This window comes from Methylobacterium sp. J-078, assembly GCF_022829285.1.
Taxonomy (GTDB): domain Bacteria; phylum Pseudomonadota; class Alphaproteobacteria; order Rhizobiales; family Beijerinckiaceae; genus Methylobacterium.
Map to the genome: position 1 here is coordinate 39,883 of NZ_JAKSYI010000119.1, position 20,229 is coordinate 60,111.

19 protein-coding genes and 2 tRNA genes are annotated in these 20,229 nt (G+C 69.5%); 7 read left to right on the top strand and 14 right to left on the bottom strand.

Going from position 1 to position 20,229, the window contains the following annotated elements; translation table 11 throughout:
* Nucleotides 1-319: 319 nt before the first annotated feature.
* From MKK58_RS20385 to MKK58_RS20435, 11 genes are all read right to left on the bottom strand, one after another.
* Nucleotides 320-393: transfer RNA gene (locus tag MKK58_RS20385), tRNA-Gly, on the bottom strand.
* A gap of 69 nt (nucleotides 394-462) precedes the next feature.
* A tRNA-Tyr gene (locus MKK58_RS20390) sits at nucleotides 463-546 on the bottom strand.
* Nucleotides 547-614: 68 nt separating this feature from the next.
* Nucleotides 615-2,435, bottom strand: coding sequence for a single-stranded-DNA-specific exonuclease RecJ (recJ, locus tag MKK58_RS20395; protein ID WP_243914323.1), 1,821 nt, complete (start codon nucleotides 2,433-2,435; stop codon nucleotides 615-617).
* A 114-nt stretch (nucleotides 2,436-2,549) separates the two neighbouring features.
* Nucleotides 2,550-3,950 (bottom strand): NAD(P)(+) transhydrogenase (Re/Si-specific) subunit beta, encoded by a 1,401-nt coding sequence (locus MKK58_RS20400; protein WP_243914325.1) that lies wholly within the window; start codon nucleotides 3,948-3,950, stop codon nucleotides 2,550-2,552.
* A 3-nt stretch (nucleotides 3,951-3,953) separates the two neighbouring features.
* Nucleotides 3,954-4,403 carry a proton-translocating transhydrogenase family protein gene (locus MKK58_RS20405; RefSeq protein WP_108035050.1) on the bottom strand — a complete coding sequence of 150 codons (450 nt, stop codon included), beginning with the start codon at nucleotides 4,401-4,403 and terminating at the stop codon, nucleotides 3,954-3,956.
* Nucleotides 4,404-4,420: 17 nt separating this feature from the next.
* Entirely contained in the window at nucleotides 4,421-5,560 is a 1,140-nt protein-coding gene (locus MKK58_RS20410; RefSeq protein WP_243914328.1) for a Re/Si-specific NAD(P)(+) transhydrogenase subunit alpha, read from the bottom strand.
* A gap of 64 nt (nucleotides 5,561-5,624) precedes the next feature.
* Nucleotides 5,625-5,918 carry an aa3-type cytochrome c oxidase subunit IV gene (locus tag MKK58_RS20415; RefSeq protein ID WP_243914329.1) on the bottom strand — a complete coding sequence of 98 codons (294 nt, stop codon included), beginning with the start codon at nucleotides 5,916-5,918 and terminating at the stop codon, nucleotides 5,625-5,627.
* A gap of 124 nt (nucleotides 5,919-6,042) precedes the next feature.
* Entirely contained in the window at nucleotides 6,043-7,407 is a 1,365-nt protein-coding gene (locus tag MKK58_RS20420) for an ABC1 kinase family protein (RefSeq protein WP_243914330.1), read from the bottom strand.
* 113 nt (nucleotides 7,408-7,520) lie between these two features.
* Complete coding sequence (locus MKK58_RS20425) at nucleotides 7,521-7,922, bottom strand: type II toxin-antitoxin system death-on-curing family toxin (protein WP_243914331.1); 402 nt, start codon at nucleotides 7,920-7,922, stop codon at nucleotides 7,521-7,523.
* Complete coding sequence (locus MKK58_RS20430) at nucleotides 7,919-8,344, bottom strand: hypothetical protein (RefSeq protein WP_243914333.1); 426 nt, start codon at nucleotides 8,342-8,344, stop codon at nucleotides 7,919-7,921. The genes MKK58_RS20425 and MKK58_RS20430 overlap by 4 nt, the downstream gene beginning before the upstream one ends.
* Nucleotides 8,345-8,425: 81 nt before the next feature.
* Entirely contained in the window at nucleotides 8,426-10,300 is a 1,875-nt protein-coding gene (locus tag MKK58_RS20435) for a M3 family oligoendopeptidase (RefSeq protein WP_243914335.1), read from the bottom strand.
* A 296-nt stretch (nucleotides 10,301-10,596) separates the two neighbouring features.
* On the opposite strand from MKK58_RS20435, the gene MKK58_RS20440 reads away from it, so the two are divergent.
* From MKK58_RS20440 to MKK58_RS20455, 4 genes are all read left to right on the top strand, one after another.
* Nucleotides 10,597-12,090 (top strand): sigma-54-dependent transcriptional regulator, encoded by a 1,494-nt coding sequence (locus MKK58_RS20440; protein WP_243914337.1) that lies wholly within the window; start codon nucleotides 10,597-10,599, stop codon nucleotides 12,088-12,090.
* Between the two features lie 104 nt (nucleotides 12,091-12,194).
* Complete coding sequence (locus MKK58_RS20445) at nucleotides 12,195-14,180, top strand: murein L,D-transpeptidase (RefSeq protein WP_243914338.1); 1,986 nt, start codon at nucleotides 12,195-12,197, stop codon at nucleotides 14,178-14,180.
* A 278-nt stretch (nucleotides 14,181-14,458) separates the two neighbouring features.
* A complete protein-coding gene (locus MKK58_RS20450; protein WP_243914340.1) occupies nucleotides 14,459-15,961 on the top strand; it encodes a DUF882 domain-containing protein in 1,503 nt (500 codons plus the stop codon).
* 480 nt (nucleotides 15,962-16,441) lie between these two features.
* Nucleotides 16,442-16,600 carry a hypothetical protein gene (locus MKK58_RS20455; protein WP_243914342.1) on the top strand — a complete coding sequence of 53 codons (159 nt, stop codon included), beginning with the start codon at nucleotides 16,442-16,444 and terminating at the stop codon, nucleotides 16,598-16,600.
* Between the two features lie 53 nt (nucleotides 16,601-16,653).
* On the opposite strand, the gene MKK58_RS20460 is transcribed toward MKK58_RS20455, so the two are convergent.
* From MKK58_RS20460 to MKK58_RS20470, 3 genes are all read right to left on the bottom strand, one after another.
* Entirely contained in the window at nucleotides 16,654-16,920 is a 267-nt protein-coding gene (locus MKK58_RS20460; RefSeq protein ID WP_056180857.1) for a DUF2312 domain-containing protein, read from the bottom strand.
* Nucleotides 16,921-17,004: 84 nt separating this feature from the next.
* Complete coding sequence (locus tag MKK58_RS20465; protein WP_243914345.1) at nucleotides 17,005-17,313, bottom strand: DUF1244 domain-containing protein; 309 nt, start codon at nucleotides 17,311-17,313, stop codon at nucleotides 17,005-17,007.
* Nucleotides 17,314-17,364: 51 nt separating this feature from the next.
* Nucleotides 17,365-18,111 carry an N-formylglutamate amidohydrolase gene (locus tag MKK58_RS20470; RefSeq protein ID WP_243914347.1) on the bottom strand — a complete coding sequence of 249 codons (747 nt, stop codon included), beginning with the start codon at nucleotides 18,109-18,111 and terminating at the stop codon, nucleotides 17,365-17,367.
* Between the two features lie 77 nt (nucleotides 18,112-18,188).
* Here MKK58_RS20470 and MKK58_RS20475 point away from each other — a divergent pair, with 77 nt between their 5' ends.
* The 3 genes from MKK58_RS20475 (at nucleotide 18,189) to MKK58_RS20485 (ending at nucleotide 20,105) form a co-directional block, all read left to right on the top strand.
* Nucleotides 18,189-18,341 (top strand): hypothetical protein, encoded by a 153-nt coding sequence (locus MKK58_RS20475; protein ID WP_243914348.1) that lies wholly within the window; start codon nucleotides 18,189-18,191, stop codon nucleotides 18,339-18,341.
* Nucleotides 18,338-19,639: a glycerate kinase gene (locus tag MKK58_RS20480; RefSeq protein ID WP_243914349.1), complete on the top strand. Its 1,302-nt coding sequence runs from the start codon at nucleotides 18,338-18,340 to the stop codon at nucleotides 19,637-19,639. Before MKK58_RS20475 ends, MKK58_RS20480 begins: the two co-directional genes overlap by 4 nt.
* Nucleotides 19,640-19,721: 82 nt before the next feature.
* The gene (locus MKK58_RS20485; protein WP_243914350.1) at nucleotides 19,722-20,105 is read left to right on the top strand and encodes a DUF1036 domain-containing protein; all 384 of its coding nucleotides are present in this window, start codon (nucleotides 19,722-19,724) and stop codon (nucleotides 20,103-20,105) included.
* Nucleotides 20,106-20,229 lie beyond the last annotated feature (124 nt).

The following is a 20,229-nucleotide window of genomic DNA, read 5'->3' on the forward strand; positions in this document are numbered from 1 at the left end:
TGTCATCCGACGGCGACCGCAGTTCTGGCGGGCCGGCGACTGATCATTGATGGCATACCATCGTTCAGCTGGAAGCGATGTGGCCGCCAGGTTAAGCCCGGATGTTCGAGGTTTTCGTTGGCCTGGTGTTCTCACGGCCCACGACGGCCGAGTCCAGCGGAAGGCTGCCATCACGGTCGAGACCATTACGCTCGCAGGGGCCTGCTTCGATCCGCGGCTGGTATCAGGCTGGTATCAAGGGAGTCGCGCCGATACCGGCCGCGCCTCGCCCGAAAAGGTCAAGGTGCTGATCTGATTGATGTATCGGCTGTGATGGGAGTGGAGCGGGTACCGGGAATCGAACCCGGGTATTCAGCTTGGAAGGCTGCTGCTCTACCATTGAGCTACACCCGCATCGATGACCGAATATCCTGGCCTTCGACGTTTGAGATCTCGGCGCGAGGCTCGATACCTTCAGAAGTTTGGTGGGGGAAGTAGGACTCGAACCTACGAAGCTTACGCAGCGGATTTACAGTCCGCCCCCTTTGCCGCTCGGGACATTCCCCCAAACCGGCCGCCTCTCGGCGGTGCGCCGTCCTTATGATGAGGGCTCGGGCGCGAGTCAACCGCGTCGCTCACCCGAAATGCGCGAGATCGCAGATCCGCACCTGGGCCCGCTCCGCGCCCCGCCACGTGTCGATCGAGAGGGTGCCCGCCACATGCAACTCGGAGCCGATGCCCGAGAGGAGCGCCTGCCCGAGCGGGCCGTGCGCGGCCCGGAACGCGATGGCGCCGATGGCCTGGCCGTCGCGGCTGCGCAGGCGGGTGCGGACGTGGCCGTTGCCCACGATTCCGGCATCCACGATGCGGTGGCGTGGCAGCGCGAAGGTCGGCTCCGGCGCGGCGGAGCCGAAGGGGCCGGCGCGGTGGATCATGCGCACCATCTCGGCCGTGACGCCGCCGGCGCTGACCGTGCCGTCGACCAGGAGCGCTTCCACCGCGCGCGCCTCCGCCACCGTGTCGCGGAGAGCTGCGTCGAGATGGGCGCCGAAGCCGCTCACGTCGAATCCCTTAAGCGTGACGCCGGCCGCCATGGCATGGCCGCCGCCCTTGAGCGCGAGACCCGCCTCCACCGCGGAGCGTACGGCGTGGCCGAGATCCGCCCCGGGTATCGAGCGGCCCGAGCCCGTCGCGGTGCCGTCCGGACGCAGGGCGAAGGCGAAGGCCGGCCGGCCGAAGCGCTCCTTGAGGCGCGCCGCGATGAGGCCGACCACGCCGGGATGCCAGTCGGCCGACGCGGCGACCAGGACGGGACGGTCCGGGTCGAGGCCGAGGGCGTGGTCCATCTCGGCCTCCGCGGCGGCGACGGCCTGGGCCTCGATGACCTGACGCTCGCGATTGAGTCGGTCCAGTTCGGCGGCGATGCGGGCGGCTTCCGCCGGATCGGCGGTGGTGAGGAGCCGCGCGCCGAGACCTGCGTCGCCGATGCGGCCGCCCGCGTTGATGCGCGGCCCGACGAGATAGCCGAGATGCCAGGCCTCCGGCGGCTCGCTCAAGGAGGCCGCGTCGAGGAGCGCGGCGAGGCCGATGCGGCCGCGCCCGCGCATCACCTTCAGGCCTTGCAGCACGAAGGCGCGGTTCAGCCCGGTCAGGGGCACCACGTCGGCGACGGTGGCGAGGGCCACGAGGTCCAGGCTTTCCGTGAGGTCGGGCAGGCACCCGGCGTCGAGCCCGTCCCGCCGCAGGCGACGATTGAGGGCGACTAGGGTGAGGAAGACCACGCCCGCCGCGCAGAGATGGCCGAGGCCGGAGAGGTCGTCGAGGCGGTTCGGGTTCACCAGGGCTCGCGTAGGGGGAAGATGCTCGGGTGCGCCGTGATGATCGAGCACGACCACGTCCAGGCCGAGGGCCGCCGCCGCCTCCAGGGGGGCATGCCCGCTGGTGCCGCAATCGACGGTGACCAGGAGGGTGGCGCCGGCCGCGTGCAGGTCCGTGACGGCGGCGACGTTGGGGCCGTAGCCTTCCGTGATCCGGTCCGGAATATGGATGCGGACATCGAGGCCGAGACCGCGCAGGTAAGCGGCGAGCAGGGCGGCGCTCGCGGCGCCGTCGACGTCGTAATCGCCGAAGATCGCCACGCACTCGTTCGTCGACACGGCACGGGCGAGGCGCTCCACCGCGGCCTCCATGTCGACAAGGCAATCCGGGTCCGGCATCAGGTCGCGCAGGCGCGGCTGCAGATGCGCCTCGGCGCCCGCCGGGCGGATGCCGCGCCCGGCCAGCACGCGGGCCAGCGGTTCCGGCAGGGCATGCGCCTGCACCATCGTGGCCGCATAGGCCTGGAGGGCCGGATCCGCGCAGCGGTCGCGCCAGGGGCGCCCGAGGACGGAGCGGGTGACATCGAGGAACGCGCGGGGCGCGTCGAGGGCATGGGCGGCTGACACGGGCGGGATCATAGCCGCATGCGGCCCCCGGGGCTGCATCCCAAACGACAAAGGGGCCGGCGATCGCGCGCCGGCCCCCCTGCCCTGCCGCGGGTCGAGCCCGGGGCGTCCGCGGACGGGATCCGCTCAGAGGTTCTTGACGATGCTGTCGACGACCTTCTTGGCGTCGCCGAAGAGCATCATGGTGTTGTCGCGGAAGAAGACCTCGTTCTCGACGCCGGCGTAGCCGGAACCCATGCCACGCTTGATGAAGAGTACGGTCTTGGCCTTCTCCACGTCGAGGATGGGCATGCCGTAGATCGGCGAGGTCTTGTCGGTCTTGGCGGCCGGGTTGGTGACGTCGTTGGCGCCGATCACGAAGGCCACGTCGGCCTGCGGGAAGTCGCCGTTGATGTCCTCCAACTCGTGGACCTCGTCGTAGGGCACGTTGGCTTCGGCCAGCAGCACGTTCATGTGACCGGGCATGCGGCCCGCGACCGGGTGGATGGCGTACTTCACCTCCACGCCTTCCTTCTTGAGCAAGTCGACCATCTCGCGAAGGCTGTGCTGGGCCTGGGCCACCGCCATGCCGTAGCCCGGCACGATGATGACGCGCTCGGCGTTCTTCATGATGTAGGCCGCGTCGTCCGCGGAGCCCTGCTTGACGGGACGGGTCTCCACCGCGCCGCCCGCACCGGCCGCGGCGGCGTCACCGCCGAAGCCGCCGAGGATGACGGAGATGAACGAACGGTTCATCGCCTTGCACATGATGTACGACAGGATCGCACCCGAGGAACCGACCAGCGCACCCGTGATGATGAGGGCGAGGTTGCCGAGCGTGAAGCCGATGCCGGCCGCCGCCCAACCCGAGTAGGAGTTCAGCATCGAGACGACGACGGGCATGTCGGCGCCGCCGATCGGGATGATGAGCAGGCCGCCCAGGACGAAGGACAGAAGCACGATCACCCAGAAGACGAACTTGCTCTCGTTGCCGATGAAGACGGCGATCAGCACCACCAGCAGCACGCCGAGGACGATGTTGATGACGTGGCGCTGCGGCAGCATGATCGGCTTGCCGGACATGCGCCCGTCGAGCTTCAGGAAGGCGATGACCGAGCCCGTGAAGGTGATGGCGCCGATGGCGACGCCGAGGGCCATCTCGAACAACGACTCCTTGTGGATGTGGCCGTTCTCGAGGATGCCCACCGCCTGCGGCGCGTAGAGGGTCGCCGCCGCGCCCATCACGGCCGCGAGGCCGACGAGGGAGTGGAAGGCCGCGACCAGCTGCGGCATCGCCGTCATGGGCACGCGCTTGGCGATGACAGCGCCGGCACCGCCGCCGATGGCGAGGCCGAGGATCACCAGCAGCCAGGCGCCCAGCCCGGCCGGGGGGTGCCCGACCAGGGTGGTGAGCATGGCGAGCCCCATGCCGATCATGCCGTACAGGTTGCCCTGCCGCGACGTGGTCGGGTGCGAGAGGCCCCGCAGCGCCATGATGAACAGGACGCCGGAGACGATGTAGAGAAGGGATGAGACGTTCTGGGACATGTCTCAGGCCTTCTTCTTGTACATGCCGAGCATACGCTGGGTGACGAGGAACCCGCCGAAGATGTTCACGCTGGCGAGGATGATGCCGACGAAGCCGAAGAACCGGGCCCAGCCGGTGCCGTGCTCGACGTAAGGGACGCCGGCGGCGAGAAGCGCGCCGACGATGATCACCGACGAGATCGCGTTGGTGACGGACATCAGAGGCGTGTGCAGGGCCGGGGTCACCGACCAGACCACGTAGTAGCCGACGAAGATCGCCAGCACGAAGATCGCGAGCTGGAAGACCGTCGGGTCGACGGCGCCGTGGGTCACGGCGCTGAGGCCGTGGCCGAGGCCGTCGGCGTATTTCTGCGCCTGGAGCGCGTGCTGCTGCGCGATATCGGCAGCGGTTCGGGCCGCGGCGGCGGCGGCGCGCGCCTGCTCGGCGGCCTGATCGGGGGGAAGCGTGGCCATCGTGTCCTCCGGCGGGATCAGGATTTGGGCTGGAACGAGGGGTGCGAGACCTGGCCGTCACGGGTCAGGTTCGTCGCCTTGACGAGCTCATCGTCCCACTTCACCGCGAGGGTCTTCGCTTCCTTGTCGACCAAGGTCTCGACGAAGGCGTAGAGGTTGCGGGCGTAGAGGCTGGAGGCCGTGGCGGCGAGGCGGCCGGGCACGTTGAGGTGACCGACGATCTTCACGCCCTTGTCGGTGGTGACGACCTCGCCAGGCTTGGCGCCCTCGACGTTGCCGCCGCGCTCCACCGCGAGGTCGATCAGGACCGAACCCGGCTTCATCGAGGCGACCATGGCCTCCGAGACGAGCTGCGGCGCTGGCCGGCCCGGGATCAGCGCCGTCGTGATGACGATGTCCTGCTTGGCGATGTGGGTGGCGACGAGATCCGCCTGCTTCTTCTTGTACTCGGCCGACATCTCCTTGGCGTAGCCGCCCGAGGTCTCGGCCTGCTTGAACTCCTCGTCCTCCACGGCGACGAACTTCGCGCCCAGGGACTCGACCTGCTCCTTGGTGGCGGGACGGACGTCCGTGGCGGTCACGACCGCGCCCATGCGGCGAGCGGTGGCGATGGCCTGGAGGCCGGCGACGCCGACACCCATCACGAAGACGCGGGCGGCCGGAACGGTGCCGGCGGCGGTCATCATCATGGGCATGGCACGCCCGTATTCGGACGCGCCGTCGACGACCGCGCGGTAGCCGGCGAGGTTGGCCTGGCTGGAGAGCACATCCATTACCTGCGCGCGGGTGATGCGGGGCATCAGTTCCATCGCGAAGGCGTCGAGCCCGGCTTCGGCCATGGCACCGAGTTCGGCCTCATGGCCGTAGGGGTCCATGATGGCGATCACGGTCGCACCTCGCTTGAGGAGACCGATCTCGTCGGACGACGGGCGCCGGACCTTCAGGACGAGGTCGGCGGAGCCCGCGGCGTCCTCCGCCGAGCCCGCGATGGTGGCGCCGGCGGCCTCGTATTCCGAGTCCGGTACGCCGGCCTTCAGACCGGCGCCGGACTGGACGGCCACCTCGGCCCCGAGGCCGATGAATTTCTTGACCGTTTCTGGCACCGCCGCGACCCGCGGCTCCGCGGGATCGGTTTCCGATAATACAGCGATGCGCATGCAGGAATGCTCCTTAAAGGACGGCCCGAAGGCGACCCGCAAAACCAGTCAGAGGAGGGGAAATTCAGGCGAAGGCGAGGTACAGGGCAAGAAGGATGCCGACCGCCAGAGGAGCCTTGTAGCCGACCGCCGGCGCAAGCGCGCCGACCGTTCCGGCGATGCCGGACAGGATCACGCCGAAGATCGCCGTCAGCCACGCCTCGCGGATACCGCCGATGGCGAGCGCCAGAACCCAGCACAGCACCACGCCGGTGCCGATTTCGACGAAACGAACGAAGCCGCGATAGGTCTGCTCGTGGGTCTTCTCATCCATCGCCGGGCTGTAATGTGCGCCGGACACGGTCTTGGAATCGGCCATCGTGTGAGCGTCCCCTTGGGCATCGTCTTGATTTGTTCCAAGGGGATTTAGCGCAAGCCAAGGTCGCTCGCAATCGACATGCGCGCTCGCCAATCACCCTGAGCGGCTTTTTCCGGCCATGTTTTCAGATCGGCAGCGGCAGCCCCGCAGATTTCAGGGCCTTGCCCTGGCGCGCCTCGAGGTCCGCGAGGGAGAACCGGTCGATTTCGCCCTCGAACAGCCGGTGGTAATTCAACTCGGAGCGCAGATGCAGGAACACGGCGCCGAGGCCGACGGCCGCCCGGTCCATGAAGACGAATTCCTGCGGGATCGTGACCGGTCCACGTTGCTTGAGAGCTTGGTGCACCTCGAAAGCCTGACGCCTGCCATACTCGCCGGGCTTGACACCGTCCGCCACCGTCCGGGTCCGATCCTCGAGGATGGGTCCGTAGATGAAGCGGGCCCAGATGTTGAGGATCTCGACCAGCTCCTTGTTCAGGTTCTTGAAGCCCCAGGTTTCGTAGGCGTGGACGATGCGGGCGTTGTCGTTCGTGAGCAGGCCCCGGTAGAGATCGACCACACCGCCGACGAAGCGCGGATGGAAGATGCGCACGCAGCCGTAATCCAACAGGTTGATGCCCTGGGCCTCGCCGCCCTCGGAGAACACCGTGTAGTTGCCGAGATGGGGATCGCCGTGGATCACGGCGGCACGGCTGAAGGGATGCCACCATGCCTTGAACATCGACTGGGCGAGGCGGTTGCGGATCTCGATCGGCGCTTGCGCGAAATCCAGGATGCGCTCGCCATCGAGCCAGCCGAGGGTCAGGAGGCGCTTCGTCGAGAGATCCTTGTGGATGGCCGGCACGCGCACCGCATCGATGTCACGCAGCACGTTGCCGTAGAGGACGGCGTGCTTGGCCTCGCGCTCGTAATCAAGTTCCTCCCGGACCCGGGCGCCGATTTCCTTGGCGATCTCGCGGGTGTCGAGCCAGGACGACATCCGGCGATGCAGGGCGAACGCGACCTCCAACTGCTTGAGATCGGCCTCGACGGCCGATTGCATGTCCGGATACTGGAGCTTGCAAGCGAGCCGGGTTCCGTCGAGGGCGGTGGCGCGGTGGACCTGACCGAGCGATGCGGCGGCGGCGGGTTTGAGGTCGAAGCTCTGGAAGCGCGTCTGCCAGTTGGCGCCGAGTTCGGCCATCATGCGGCGCTTGACGAAGGCGGCCCCCATCGGCGGGGCGTCGGCTTGGAGCTTCTGCAACTCGGTGGCGTATTCGGGCGGCAGCAGGTCCGGAACCGTGGCGAGAAGTTGCGCCACCTTCATGATCGGCCCCTTCAGGCCACCGAGGGCCTGAGCGAGCGCCGCCGCGTTGGTGGGGGCCTCCTTGCCGCCGAATAGCTTCGCGCCCGCCATCCGGGCGGCGACCCCGCCGACATTGGCGCCGACGCGCGCGTAGCGGCTGGCGCGGGCGGAGAAGCGGTTGGCTTCGCGATCGGTGTCGGCCATCGGGTTCTTCGGATCTCGGCGAGGACGCATCCGGCGATTCGGCTGCCCCCATGAGATAAGCCCGACGACCCTGCCTGCCAGGGCTCTGCGCCGTTGCGGCGCGGCGGCGCGTGTCAGGCGGCCGGCCAGTTGTCACGGATCCAGCGGGCGAGGCCAGCTTCCCCGACCTCGCCGGCGGCGAGCGCCAGGATCACCGCCGTCGCCTCCACGGGATCCGGCGCGAATGGAATGTCGTTCAACAGCAGAAAGCCCAGCATCGCCATGAAGCCCGCGCGCTTGTTTCCATCCGTAAATGGATGATTGCGCACGATGCCGAACGCGTAGGCCGCCGCCAGATCCGGCATCTCGGTGCCCTCGTAGCGCCACTTGTTGATCGGCCGGCCTACGGCGGATTCGAGCGCGCCTGGATCTCGAATTCCGGATGCCCCGCCGAAGACCTTAAGCTGACGGTCGTGGGCGTCGATGACGTCCTCGATGGTCAGCCAGTCCGGCTCGTCGTCGACTTCCAGCGTCATTTCGCTAGCTCGGTCAGAGTCTCGCGATACTGGACCATGATATTGTCCATGATCGCCGCGACCTTGCTGCGGTGATCGCCACCCTGCTGAGCGGGCAGTTCCCAGATCGTGCCGGATTTCACGAACCGTGCCTTGCGCACGCGGCCGCGCCGCTTCTCGCCCTGGGCGTCACGGGCGATGCGAAAGCCGCGCGCCGTCAGGAGGTCCCCGATCAGAGCACCGGACGACTGGATCGCATGATTGCGGGTGGCGGGATCGAACTGCTCGAGTATCGGCTCGATCTCCCAGACCGCAGCCTGCACCGCCGGCATCTCAAGTCGGCTCAGGAGCTCGTACTGCGGGAGCATGTCGGGACGGATCAGCACGTCCCTGAGAGGACGAGCCTCCGGACGCTCGAAGAAGGCGGCATGGGTGGGGTTCATCGTGACCTCCATGGGAAGCCGCTGGTTATCCCCACCCATCGAATACGTCAACGTTGCGTTTTGCAACGTTGACGTATTCGTTCACCCCTCCATCGCCTCCAACTCCACGATCATCCCCTCGATCATTGACAGACCGATCTGCCAGAAGCCCGGGTCGCGGGCGTCGAGGCCGAAGGGGGCCAGCAATTCCCCGTAGGGCTTGGCGCCGCCGGCCGACAGCAGGGCGAAGTAGCGGTCCACGAAACCGTCCTCGGCCTTGGCGTAGACGCCGTAGAGGGAGTTCACGAGGCAATCGCCGAACGCGTAGGCGTAGACGTAGAACGGCGAGTGGATGAAGTGCGGGATGTAGGCCCAGAAGGGCTCGTACCCGGAATCGAGGGTGATCGCCGGGCCGAGGCTCTCGGCCTGCACCGACATCCAGAGGCCGTTGATCTGCTCGGCGGTCAGCTCGCCCTGCTGGCGGGCGAGGTGGACCTTGCGCTCGAAGGCGTAGAACGCGATCTGGCGCACCACCGTGTTGATCATGTCCTCGACCTTGGCGGCCAGCATGGCGCGGCGCTGCGAGACGCTGGAGGTGGCGGCGAGCAGGCGCCGGAAGGTCAGCATCTCGCCGAAGACGCTCGCGGTCTCGGCGAGCGTGAGGGGCGTCGGCGCCATCAGGGCGCCGTTCGGGCCCGCCAGCACCTGGTGCACGCCATGGCCGAGCTCGTGCGCGAGGGTCATCACGTCGCGCGGTTTGCCCTGGTAGTTCACCAGCACGTAGGGGTGCGCCGAGGGCACGGTCGGGTGTGCGAAGGCGCCCGGCGCCTTGCCGGGGCGGGTCGGCGCATCGATCCAGTTCCGGTCGAAGAAGGTCCGGGCGATGTCGGCCATGCGGGGCGAGAAGGCGCCGTAGGCATCGAGCACGGTGTCACGCGCCTCCGTCCAGGGAATCGTGCGCTGGTCCACCTTCGGCAGCGGCGCGTTGCGGTCCCAGTACGGCAGCGCCTCGACGCCGAACCACTTGGCCTTGAGGCGGTAGTAGCGGTGCGACAGGCGCGGATAGGCCGCCTGCACGGCCTCCACCAGCGCGGCGACCACCTCCGGTTCGACCCGGTTCGAGAGGTGGCGGGCATCCGCCACGTCGGTGAAGCCGCGCCAGCGGTCGGAGATCTCCTTGTCCTTGGCCAGCGTGTTGGTGATCAGCGTGAAGGTGCGCAGGTTCGCGCGGAAGACCTCGCTGAGCGCACCGGCCGCCTCGCGGCGCACGGCACCGTCGATGTCCTGAAGCTTGTTGAGGGTCGGCTCCAGGGTCAGCTGTTCGCCCTGGACGGGGAAGCGCAGGGACGCGATCGTGCCGTCGAACAGTCGGTTCCAGGCCGAGCGCCCGGTCACGGACTTCTCGAGGAAGAGCTTCTCGGTGCGGTCGTCGAGCTGGAACGGCTTCTCCCGGCGCAGGTCCTCGATCCAGGGTGCGTAGTGCGTCAGCGGGCCCTCGGCCATCGCCCGGTCCATGATCGCGTCCGGGATGCGGTTGAGTTCGAGGGCGAAGAACAGCAGGTGGCTGGAGGCCGTGGTCAGGCGCTCCTGCGTGTCGCCGTAGAACTTCTCGCGGCGCTCGTCCGTGGTGTCGCCCGAATAGACGAGGCCCGCGAAGGACATCAGCCGCCCAAGCAGGTCCTCGATGCCCTCGTAGGCCGCCACCGCCTCGGCGAGGCCGGCCGAGGCGTCGGGGCCGGCGGCGATCTCGGCGAGGCGCCCGGCATAGAGCTCCGAGAAGCGGGCGCACTCGGCCTCGGCGCGGACGAGGTCCGCCGTGAAGTCGGGCGAGTCGATTCCCGCGTAGAGGTCCGTCAGGTCCCATTCCGGCAGGGCACCGAGATCGGCCGCGCGGGCCGCGGCCCTGGCTGCGCTGGACCCTTCCGCATTCGCGACGATGCCCGAGAGAGTGGCATGGGCGACGGCTCGGCTCGGCATGATGGTCTGCTTTCCTGGCGACACGACGGGTGCCGTGCGGGCTGATATCGAGCGCGGACGCGATGCGATCAATCCGCGATCGACAGAATCCTCTCGTACAGGAGGCTTTGTCGGACGGGACCGACAAAGCGTCACAGCGGCGGCGGCGGCGAGGTGCGAAAAGTCCCATCGTCGTTAAGCGCAGCTTTACGCATCTGGCTCACCCTGCGGTTCGAAACGAAACAAGCCGATGGTCGAGGGCCCGGGCGACACCGCGTCGCCGGTCCTCCCCGCTCGGCGAGCATCGAGGCCACCCCATGTCGACAACGATCCTCATCGTCGACGATGATCCCGTGCAGCGCCGCCTCGCCGAGGCGATGGTGCGCCGCCTCGGCTTCGAGGCGCGGGTGGCCGAGAACGGCGAGCAGGGCCTGAACCTCCTGCGCTCCGGAGAGACCTTCGACGTGGTGCTCCTCGACCTCGTCATGCCCGGCGGCCTCGACGGTCTCGGCGTCATGGCGGAGATGCGCCGGACCGGCCTCGACGTGCCGGTGATCGTGCAGACCTCGAATGGCTCCATCGATGCCGTCGTCAACGCCATGCGGGCGGGCGCGGTGGATTTCGTGGTCAAGCCGGCCGGGGCCGAGCGCCTCCAGGTCTCGATCAAGAACGCGCTCAGGGTCGACCAGCTGGAGGAGGAGGTCCGCCGCATGCGCCGGCGCGCCTCGGGCTCCCTCAGCTTCAAGGATCTCACGTCCCGCAGCCCCGACATGGACCGGGTGATCCGGCTGGCCGAGCGCTCGGCCAAGTCGAACATCCCGGTGCTGATCGAGGGCGAGTCCGGCGTCGGCAAGGAGGTGCTGGCCCGGGCGATCCAGGGCTCGGGGGACCGCCGCGGCCGGGCCTTCGTCACCGTCAATTGCGGGGCGATCCCCGACAATCTCGTCGAATCCACCCTGTTCGGCCACGAGAAGGGCGCGTTCACGGGTGCCACCGAGCGCCATGTCGGCAAGTTCGTGGAGGCCTCGGGGGGGACGCTCTTCCTCGACGAGATCGGCGAGCTCCCCCTCGACGCCCAGGTGAAGCTCCTGCGCGCCCTGCAGGAGGGCGAGGTCGACCCGGTCGGGGGCAAGCGCAGCGTGCGCGTCGACATCCGCTTGATCTCGGCGACGAACCGCTCCCTCCTCGACCTCGTTAAGCAGGGACGCTTCCGCGAGGACCTGTACTATCGCCTCAACGTCTTCCCCATGACCCTGCCGCCCCTGCGGGCGCGGCGCGAGGACATCCCGGACCTCGTGCGCTCGTTCTGCGCCCGCTTCTCGGCGGAGGAAGGCAAGAAGGTCCGCGCGATCACCCCGGAGGCGATGTCGCTGCTGACGCGCTACGGCTGGCCCGGCAACGTACGCCAGCTGGAGAACGCGCTCTTTCGCGCCGTGGTCCTGGCCGACGGCGACGAGCTCACCATCGCGGAGTTTCCGCAGATCGCCGCCCAGGTCGAGGGCTTCGACGTGCGCATCCCGGCCGCCCCCACCCAGCCGATGGTCCAGCCCGGCGCGCCGGAACCGGTGCGGGAGATCGTACGGGTGGAGGTCCGCGATCCCCACGCCATGAGCCTCGTCGCCGAGGAGACCGGTGAGATGAAGACCATGGACGGGCTCGAGGCCGAGATCATCCGCTTCGCGCTGCAATTCTACCGGGGCCGCATGTCGGAAGTCTCGCGCCGCCTCGGAATCGGCCGATCCACCCTCTATCGCAAGCTCAAGGACCTCGGTCTCGACGGCGACGCGAAGTCCGACGAGGCCGCGGCCTGACCGTTTCCGCCCGGGTGCGGCCTGCGTGCGATTGCACACGCTCGCGCTTGGCCCGATTATCTAATGCCATCGGCCGGCCCGGTCGGTTCCGAAGGAGTTCCCCCATGGGCGTTTCGCGCTCCGCTGCCGTCGCGCTGTCCGCCCTGCTCGCGGGTGCCTCGGCGCAGGCCCAGACGCCCGACGCGGCCCCGGTTCCAGTTCCGCAGGTGCTCCGCAACGCGGCGGCCGATCCCGGCGCGATCCCGGCCGAGACGAAGTCGCCGGCCGCGGCTCCGGAAAGCCCGGGCGTCGCCGTGCCGGCGCCACCCTCGGCGCCCGAACCGGCTGCCCCTCCCCCGGCGGCCGAGGCGCCCGCGCCGCCGCCGTTGCCGAGCGACCCCCAATCGGCGGCCGTCGCCCAGCGCCTCGCGGACCCGGCGCCCCTCCTGGCACGCCTGTCGACGAAGGAGCGCGAGGCGATCCAGGCCTTCTACGCGCTCGGTGCCTTCAAACCGGTCTGGATCGTCGACGGCGCCTTCACGCCGGCGGCGAAAGCGGCCGCCGCGCGCTTGGCCGCGGCGGGCGAGGACGGGCTGAACGCCTCGGCCTATCCCGTTCCGGTGCTCGGCACCCAGGGCACGACGGAGGCGCAGGTCGCCGAGGCGGAACTGAAGCTGTCGGCGGCCATCGTCCTCTATGCGCGTGACGCACGGGGTGGGCGCCTCAACCTCGCGAGCATCGCCAAGCTCATCACCCCGACCCTCGACATCCCGGCTCCCGATGCCGTCCTGGGCCGCATCGCCTCCGCGGGGCCCTCGGCCGGTGCGCTCCTGCAGGGCTACAATCCGAGCCAGCCGGGCTACCTCGCGCTCAAGGGCCGCCTCGCCGCGTTGCGGGGCCACAGCCACGCCCCGGGTGCCCCGAGCGTGCAACTGCCCCCGGGCCCGGTGCTGAAGCTCGGCATGACCGATCCCCGCGTGCCGATGCTTCGCGCGCGCTTCGGCCTCGAGACCCGCACCGCTGGAACCCTGGATGCCGGTCCGGGCAACCCCGAGACCTACGATGCCGGCGTGGCGGCGGCCGTGACGAGCTTCCAGCGCGGACGCGGACTGCCGGCCACCGGCACGCTGACGGCCCAGACCGTCGCGGCCCTGGGCCGGCCCGACACCGCGACCCGGACGGACGAGGGCGAGGCCGCCCTCCTGGTGAACATGGAGCGCTGGCGCTGGCTGCCTTCCGACCTCGGCCGCGACTACGTCCTCGTCAACGTGCCGGAGTTCCGCCTCCGCGTGGTGCGCGACGGGCGGCAGCGTGACGAGGCTCGGGTCATCGTCGGTAAAGTCGAATCGCCGACGCCGATCTTCTCGGGGATGATGGAATATGCCGTCGTCAATCCGTCCTGGAACGTGCCGCCCTCGATCCTGAAGAACGAGTTCCTGCCGGGGCTCGCCCGCGATCCCAACTACGCGGCGCGGCGCGGCTACGAGGTGGTCTACCGGAACGGCAACGTCTCGGTGCGTCAGCCCCCGGGCGAGCGCAACGCGCTGGGCTTCATCAAGTTCATGTTCCCCAACAACCACGCGGTCTACCTGCACGACACGCCCAATCGCACCCTGTTCGGCGCCTCCCAGCGGGCGCTCAGCCACGGCTGCGTGCGCGTGGAGGACCCCTTCCGGTTCGCCGACGCGGTGCTGCCCGAGGCCTGGTCCAGCGAGCGGCTGAAGAAGCTGATCGGAAAGGGCGAGCGCCAGATCCGCCTGTCCGAGAAGCTGCCGGTGCACTTGGCATACTTCACCACGTCGGTGGATGAGACCGGCACCGTGAGCACCGCGCCCGATCTCTACGGCTACGACGCGCGGATGAAGATCGCCCTCGGCCTCAGCCCGGGCAGCCTCCTCGTCGCCAAGGCCCCCGCCGCGAAGGCGACCGCGAAGGTCAAGCCGACCACGGCGCCGAAACCCGTTGCGGAGGCCCGCCCGAGGCCCGTGCGGGAGGCGCATTCGGACGTGGAGCCGGGCCGCCGGAGCGCGGCGCCGCGACCGCCGGCCGATTTCGGTGAGCCCGACCTGTGGACGCCGCGTCCGGCCCGTACGTCGAGCGGGTGGTGGTAGGGCACGCGCCGTTCGGCACGGTCTCGCCACGGTTCGAACGTGTGTCGGATCTGCGCGTCGCGCACCGGTTGTCCGAAGCGCGGCGGTCGCGACGTGGCGGCGCTTCGCGTGCGCCCGCGCACCCCGGGCACGTTTTTGCCACGGTTGCGACCTAACCGTTAAGCCTTCGATCAGCGAAGCGCCGAGGAGTCGGTAAACCGATCGTTTACGGTTTTCGGCAACCTTGCGTTCACCACGATTCGCGCTCCGCGCGCGGTCTGGCAGGGGGTGAGACCACGGTGCTGAAGCGTCTGCGAGCAAGGGTCTCGGACTCCCTGCGTTCCAAGCCTCTCCGGCGCCTCGCCGTCGTCGCCTCGGGCATCGGCCTCGCGCTCCTTAGTGGGACGCGCGGCACGCAGGATGCCGTCGCCAACGGTGACACCCGAACCCTCTCGATCTTCCACAGCCACACCAAGGAAAGCCTCACCGTCACGTTCAAGCGGGACGGGCGCTACGACCGCGCGGCCCTGGAGCAGCTGAACTGGCTTCTGCGCGACTGGCGCGTCGACGAGCCGACCAAGATGGACCCGCGCCTGTTCGATACGGTCTGGGAGGCCTATCGCTCCGTGGGTTCGCAGGAGCCGATCACCGTCGTCTCGGCCTACCGCTCGCCCGGCACCAACGCCATGCTGCGCCGGCGCTCGCGCATGGTGGCCGAGTACAGCCAGCACATGCTCGGCAAGGCGATGGATTTCTACCTTCCCGACGTCTCGATCGACCAGATCCGGGCCGTGGGCATGCGGATGCAGCGCGGCGGCGTGGGCTGGTATCCGCGCTCCGGGTCCCCCTTCGTGCACCTCGACGTCGGCTCGGTGCGCTCCTGGCCCCGCATGACCCATGACCAGCTCGCCCGGCTCTTCCCAGACGGGAAGACCGTGCACCTGCCCAGCGACAATCGCCCCCTGCCCGGCTACGAGCAGGCCCGCGCCGAGATCCTGTCGCGCGGCGGCACGGTGCTGGGTGTGACGGAAGTCGCCCAGATGGACGAGGATGACGGCCCGAGCATCAAGGGCTTCTTCGCCAGCCTGTTCGGCGGCGGCTCCGCCCGCGAGGCGGCGCCACCCGTGGCCGTCGCGGCCAAGGCCCCGGCGCGGGGCCGGAGCAAGCCGGCTCCGGTCGTGGTCGCCAGCGCCGATCCCGAAGATCAGTCCGGCACGCGGGCGGCCCTGGCCTATGCCGCCCCGGCCGCCGACGAGACGCTCAAGACGGCCCTCCTGCAGCGCGAGACCCGCGATGCCCAGAGCCTGCTCACCGCCGAGGCACCGGCCGCGGCGCCGGCTGCCGCCGTTGCCCTCCCGCTCCCGCCGCGTCGCCCCGCGGAGTTCGCGGCGGTGACCGCAGCCCTGACCATGCCCCTCCCCCCGCCGCGCCCGGCGGTCCAGGTGGCCGGCCTCGGCAGCGCCGGCATGGCCAACCTGTCGAGCACCCCCTCGCCGGTTACCTCGACTCCGAGCCCCGCCACCCCGAGTCGTTCTGCTGCTCCCCTCGTGCCGGCCAACGCCGATGCGCGGACCCAGCTACGCGCGCTGTTCGCCGCGGCGGCGGCGGATGCGGCGCCGGCGAGCCGCGCCGCCCCGGTCAAGCTCGCGAATGCCAAGGCCAAGCTCGACGGCGGCCCCGCCGCGATCGCGGTTCCGGCCACCGGCGTCGTCTCACGCTTCTCGACCCGCAGTCCCGGGGACGACCTGACCGCCGCGCGGTTCACCGGCTCCGCCACCCGCGGTGTCGCCGCATCGCGCTGAGCCGCGCCGACTCCGAATCATCGCTCCGGCCGTCCGGTGGCGGTAATGCCCGCCTCCGCATGACCGCCGGGCGTACAGGACGAGGGGTCCGGTCGGTCGACGCCCCTGCATCGAGGCCGGATACGGGACTGGATGTCGCCGCTCTGTGACATCGCCGATCCGTGGCCGGGTGCGTCGGCGGCATACAACTGGAGATAGGTGTCCGCCCGAAGGATCAAGCACCGGGGGCGCCCACCTGCATGATAGCGTCGACCAGAGCGAGCGTCGTAACCGCGAATATTGATGTTTCGGACGCCTCTTCTTGAAGAAGTCGGCAGTCCCGGCATTTTCATTGCTGTGGGATACGGGCGGCATCCCCCGTTTGGAGTAAGACACGATCGGTCCCGTCCATCAGAACGTCGACCTGCTGGCGTTGGGAAGCCTGGGGATTCCCGAGCGCCTCATCGGCTCGGTCGATGCCGCGGAGGGAGGCGGTTCGCGATGTTTGCCTTGAGCCTGACGTGCCTCTCCGCGGGCCTCGGCCTCGCGGCCGTATCGCGAAACTATCCGCATCACAGCGCGGCCCTCGAACGGGCCTGCGGCGCCCTGCTGATCGCGGGGCTCGGATTGCTCGGGTTCGGCCTCCGGTTGTTCCGGTAGGCCACCCCCGCCGCCGGCTGGTGTCGCGGAGAAGCGTCCGCCCGGAGGCCCGGTCAGACCATTCCGAGGGCCTGCATGTAGAGTTCCAGGATCGCCTCTTCCTCCTGGCGCTCGGCATGGTCCTTCTTGCGAAGGGAGATGATCTTGCGGAGCGCCTTGGTGTCGAAGCCGGTGCCCTTGGCCTCGGCGTAGACGTCCTTGATGTCGGAGGCGAGGCCCGCCTTCTCCTCCTCGAGACGCTCGATGCGCTCGATGAAGCTCTTCAGCTGGTCGGCCGCGACGGAGGAAGCGTCGACGGCGGGTGCGGCGGATGCGGCCATGGTCGTCTCAAATCCCAGAATGCGAGGCGCAGCGTTCGCAGGGCGCCGGAACCGCCTCGTTAAGCCGTCAAGCTTACCGGGACCTTAGTGCGGCTCGGCCGCGGCCTTGGTGAAGGCTGCCTGTTGCTCGGGCGTCGCATCCGATTGGTGCAGGCGCTTCCACTCGGAATACGGCATGCCGTAGACCGCCTCGCGACTGTCGTCCTTGCTCATGGGGAGCTGCCGCTCGTCGGCCGCGTCCTTGAGCCAGTTCGACAGGCAGTTGCGGCAGAAGCCGGCCATGTTCATCAGGTCGATGTTCTGCACGTCGGTGCGGGTCTGCAGGTGCGCGACGAGGCGGCGGAACACGGCGGCTTCCAGTTCCGTGCGGGTGGCGGCGTCGATCTCGGTCATGATGCTGTCTCCTCGAACTCGCCTCACAGGTCGGCGCGCCGGGGCGCCCCGTCAAGCGCGCATGGGCAGGATCGGTGCGAGGAGGCGGTCGAAGCGCTCGGCCCATTCCGACTGGCCGGCTTCCGCCACGATGAGGTCCTGGCGGATCTCCACAAGCGCGTTCGGCAGGCCGCGCGCGCTGGCGTGCCGGTCGATCGTGTCGCCCGGCAGGCCGCCGCCGTAGGGCTCGTTGTCTCCCACCGTCAGCCCCGCCGGGTCGGCGCGCAGGCCCGCGATCAGCGGCGCGCTCATGCGGTCGTCGCGATCCCACAGGATGCCGACCTCCCAGGGACGCGGCACGCCGCGCCAGTAGGGCGTGAAGCTGTGCATGGTGAGAATCGCGGGCCGGATGCCCGTCGCCTCGGCGCTGGCGATTCCGGCATCGATCGCCGCGTCGAAGGGCGCGTAGAAGCGCCGGATGCGCTCGGCCTTGCCGGTCTCGTCGATGCGGGCGTTGCCCGGCACCACGGCCCCGTCGGAGAGGCGCATCACCAGGGTCGGATCGGCCCGGCCGCGATTCGGGTCGATGATCAGCCGCGAGAACCGGGTCAGGATCGCGGGCACGCCGAGCAGGGCCGCGAGGCGGCGCGTCACCGCGGCCGCACCGATGTCGTAGGCGATGTGCCGGGCGAACTCGTGCTCCGGAACGCCGAGCTGGGCCAGATCCTCCGGCACATGGTTCGAGGCGTGGTCGCAGATCAGGAGCAGGCCGCGGCCGGGATCGCCGGATATCGTCTCGACGGGATGCGGTGGATGCATGGGGTCTCGTGGCGTCCGGTTCGGCGAGGGTGGCATGCAAGGCCTCGGCCGCGTCGCCGGGGATCAACCGGCAACGCATGCTTGCCGAGGCGGCGAGCGTCGGGCACAGCACGTATCGCGGATCGCGCCGCGACGGCAACAATCCGGCTTCGTGCCGGGGGGACAACAATCCGGAGGAGAACCACCGGGCCGCCTTTGCGATCGACAACCGGAATACGGAAACGCCATGACCGAAGCCGCCTCGACCGAAACCGCTCGCGCCCTCCTCCTGCACTGCCTCGACGAGGCCATCGCGGCCGCCCACCCCGCGCGCTGCCTCGTGCCGCACCTGCCCGCGCCGGGTCAGGGCCGCCTCATCATCCTGGGCGCCGGCAAGGCCGGGGGCAGCATGGCGGCGGTGGCGAGCCGCTTCTATCGGGAGGAGCACGGCGTCGATCCGAGCCGGATCGTCGGCCTCGCGGTCGCGCGTCACGGCTACGGCGAGGAGGCCCCGATGATCCGCATGGTGGAAGCTGGCCACCCTGTGCCGGACCAGGCCGGTATCGATGCCACCATCGACGCCCTGAAGATCGCCGCCGATGCCGGGCCGGAGGACGACGTGCTGGTGCTGCTCTCGGGCGGTGGCTCGGCAAACTGGATCGCCCCAGCGGGCGACCTCACCCTCATCGAGAAGCAGTCGATCACCAAGGCGCTGCTGCGCTCGGGCGCGCCGATCAACGAGATCAACGCGGTGCGCAAGCACCTGTCGCGCATCAAGGGCGGGCGCCTCGCCCTGATGGCGCGCAACGCCCGCTCGATCCTGACGCTGGCGATCTCCGACGTGCCCCACGACGACCCGGCGGTGATCGCCTCGGGGCCCACCGTGCCCGATCCCACCACCCTGGCGGATGCCCGCGCGATCTGCGAGCGGCGCGGCATTCCTCTGCCCGAGACCGCCAAGACCCTCCTGAACGACCCCGCCAACGAGACCCCGAAGGCGGGCGACGCGGCCTTCGCGCGCTCCGAGTACCGCATCATCGCCCGGCCCATCGACGCCCTGGAGGCGGCGGCGGCCGCTGCCCGCGCGGCCGGCTACGAGCCGGTGATGCTCGGCCCCGACGTGGAAGGCGAGGCCCGTGAGGTCGCCACCGAGCATGCCCGCATGGCGCACGAGATGGCGGCGGCCGGCCGAAAGGTCGCGATCATCTCCGGCGGCGAGCTCACCGTGACCATCAAGGGCGAGGGCCATGGCGGTCCGAACCAGGAATACGCCCTGGCGCTTGCCATCGCGCTGGACGGCGCCCCCGGCATCCTCGGCATCGCCGCCGATACCGACGGCACCGACGGCGGGCGCGGCGAGGCGACCGATCCGGCCGGCGGCCTCGTCGACCCCAGCACACTGGCCCGCGCCCGCGCGGCGGGTCTCGATCCGGCCGCGATGCTCGCCGACAACGATTCGACGAAGTTCTTCGCCACCATCGGCGATCTCGTCCAACCAGGTCCGACCCGCACGAATGTCAACGATTGCCGCATCATCCTCGTCGGTTAGCGCGGCTCAGTCCGCTCGCCCGGATCGCCGCCGGCACCGGGCGGGCGTCATCGCCGGTGCCGCCGTCGCCGGCCTGGTGCTGATGGCGGGGCCTGCGCGGGCCGACCTGCGCATGTGCAACCAGACCGCCAGCAAGGTCGGCATCGCGCTCGGCTACCGTGACCCGCAGGGATGGGTGACGGAAGGCTGGTGGGACGTGGCGCCGAAGGCCTGCGAGACCCTCCTGCGCGGCTCCCTCGTGGCGCGGTTCTACTACGTGTTCGCGGTGGACTACACGCGCGGCGGCGAGTGGAACGGCCGCTCGCTGATGTGCACCAAGGACCGGGAATTCACGATTCGCGGGGTGGAGGACTGCCTCGCGCGGGGATTTGACCGCAACGGCTTCTACGAGGTCGATACCGGCGAGCAGAAGACCTGGACGATCCAGCTCACCGATCCGAACCAGCCGGTGGCGCCGACACCCTGATCGTGACCGGGAGAGCCATGCGCTGTCCGCATCGGGCCGATTTTCGCCGCGTCGCAACATGCCCCTGATGCGCTTGACGCACCCGTTTCCGGAGTGCTTGTGGCCCTCGCTCAACGTCGATCGC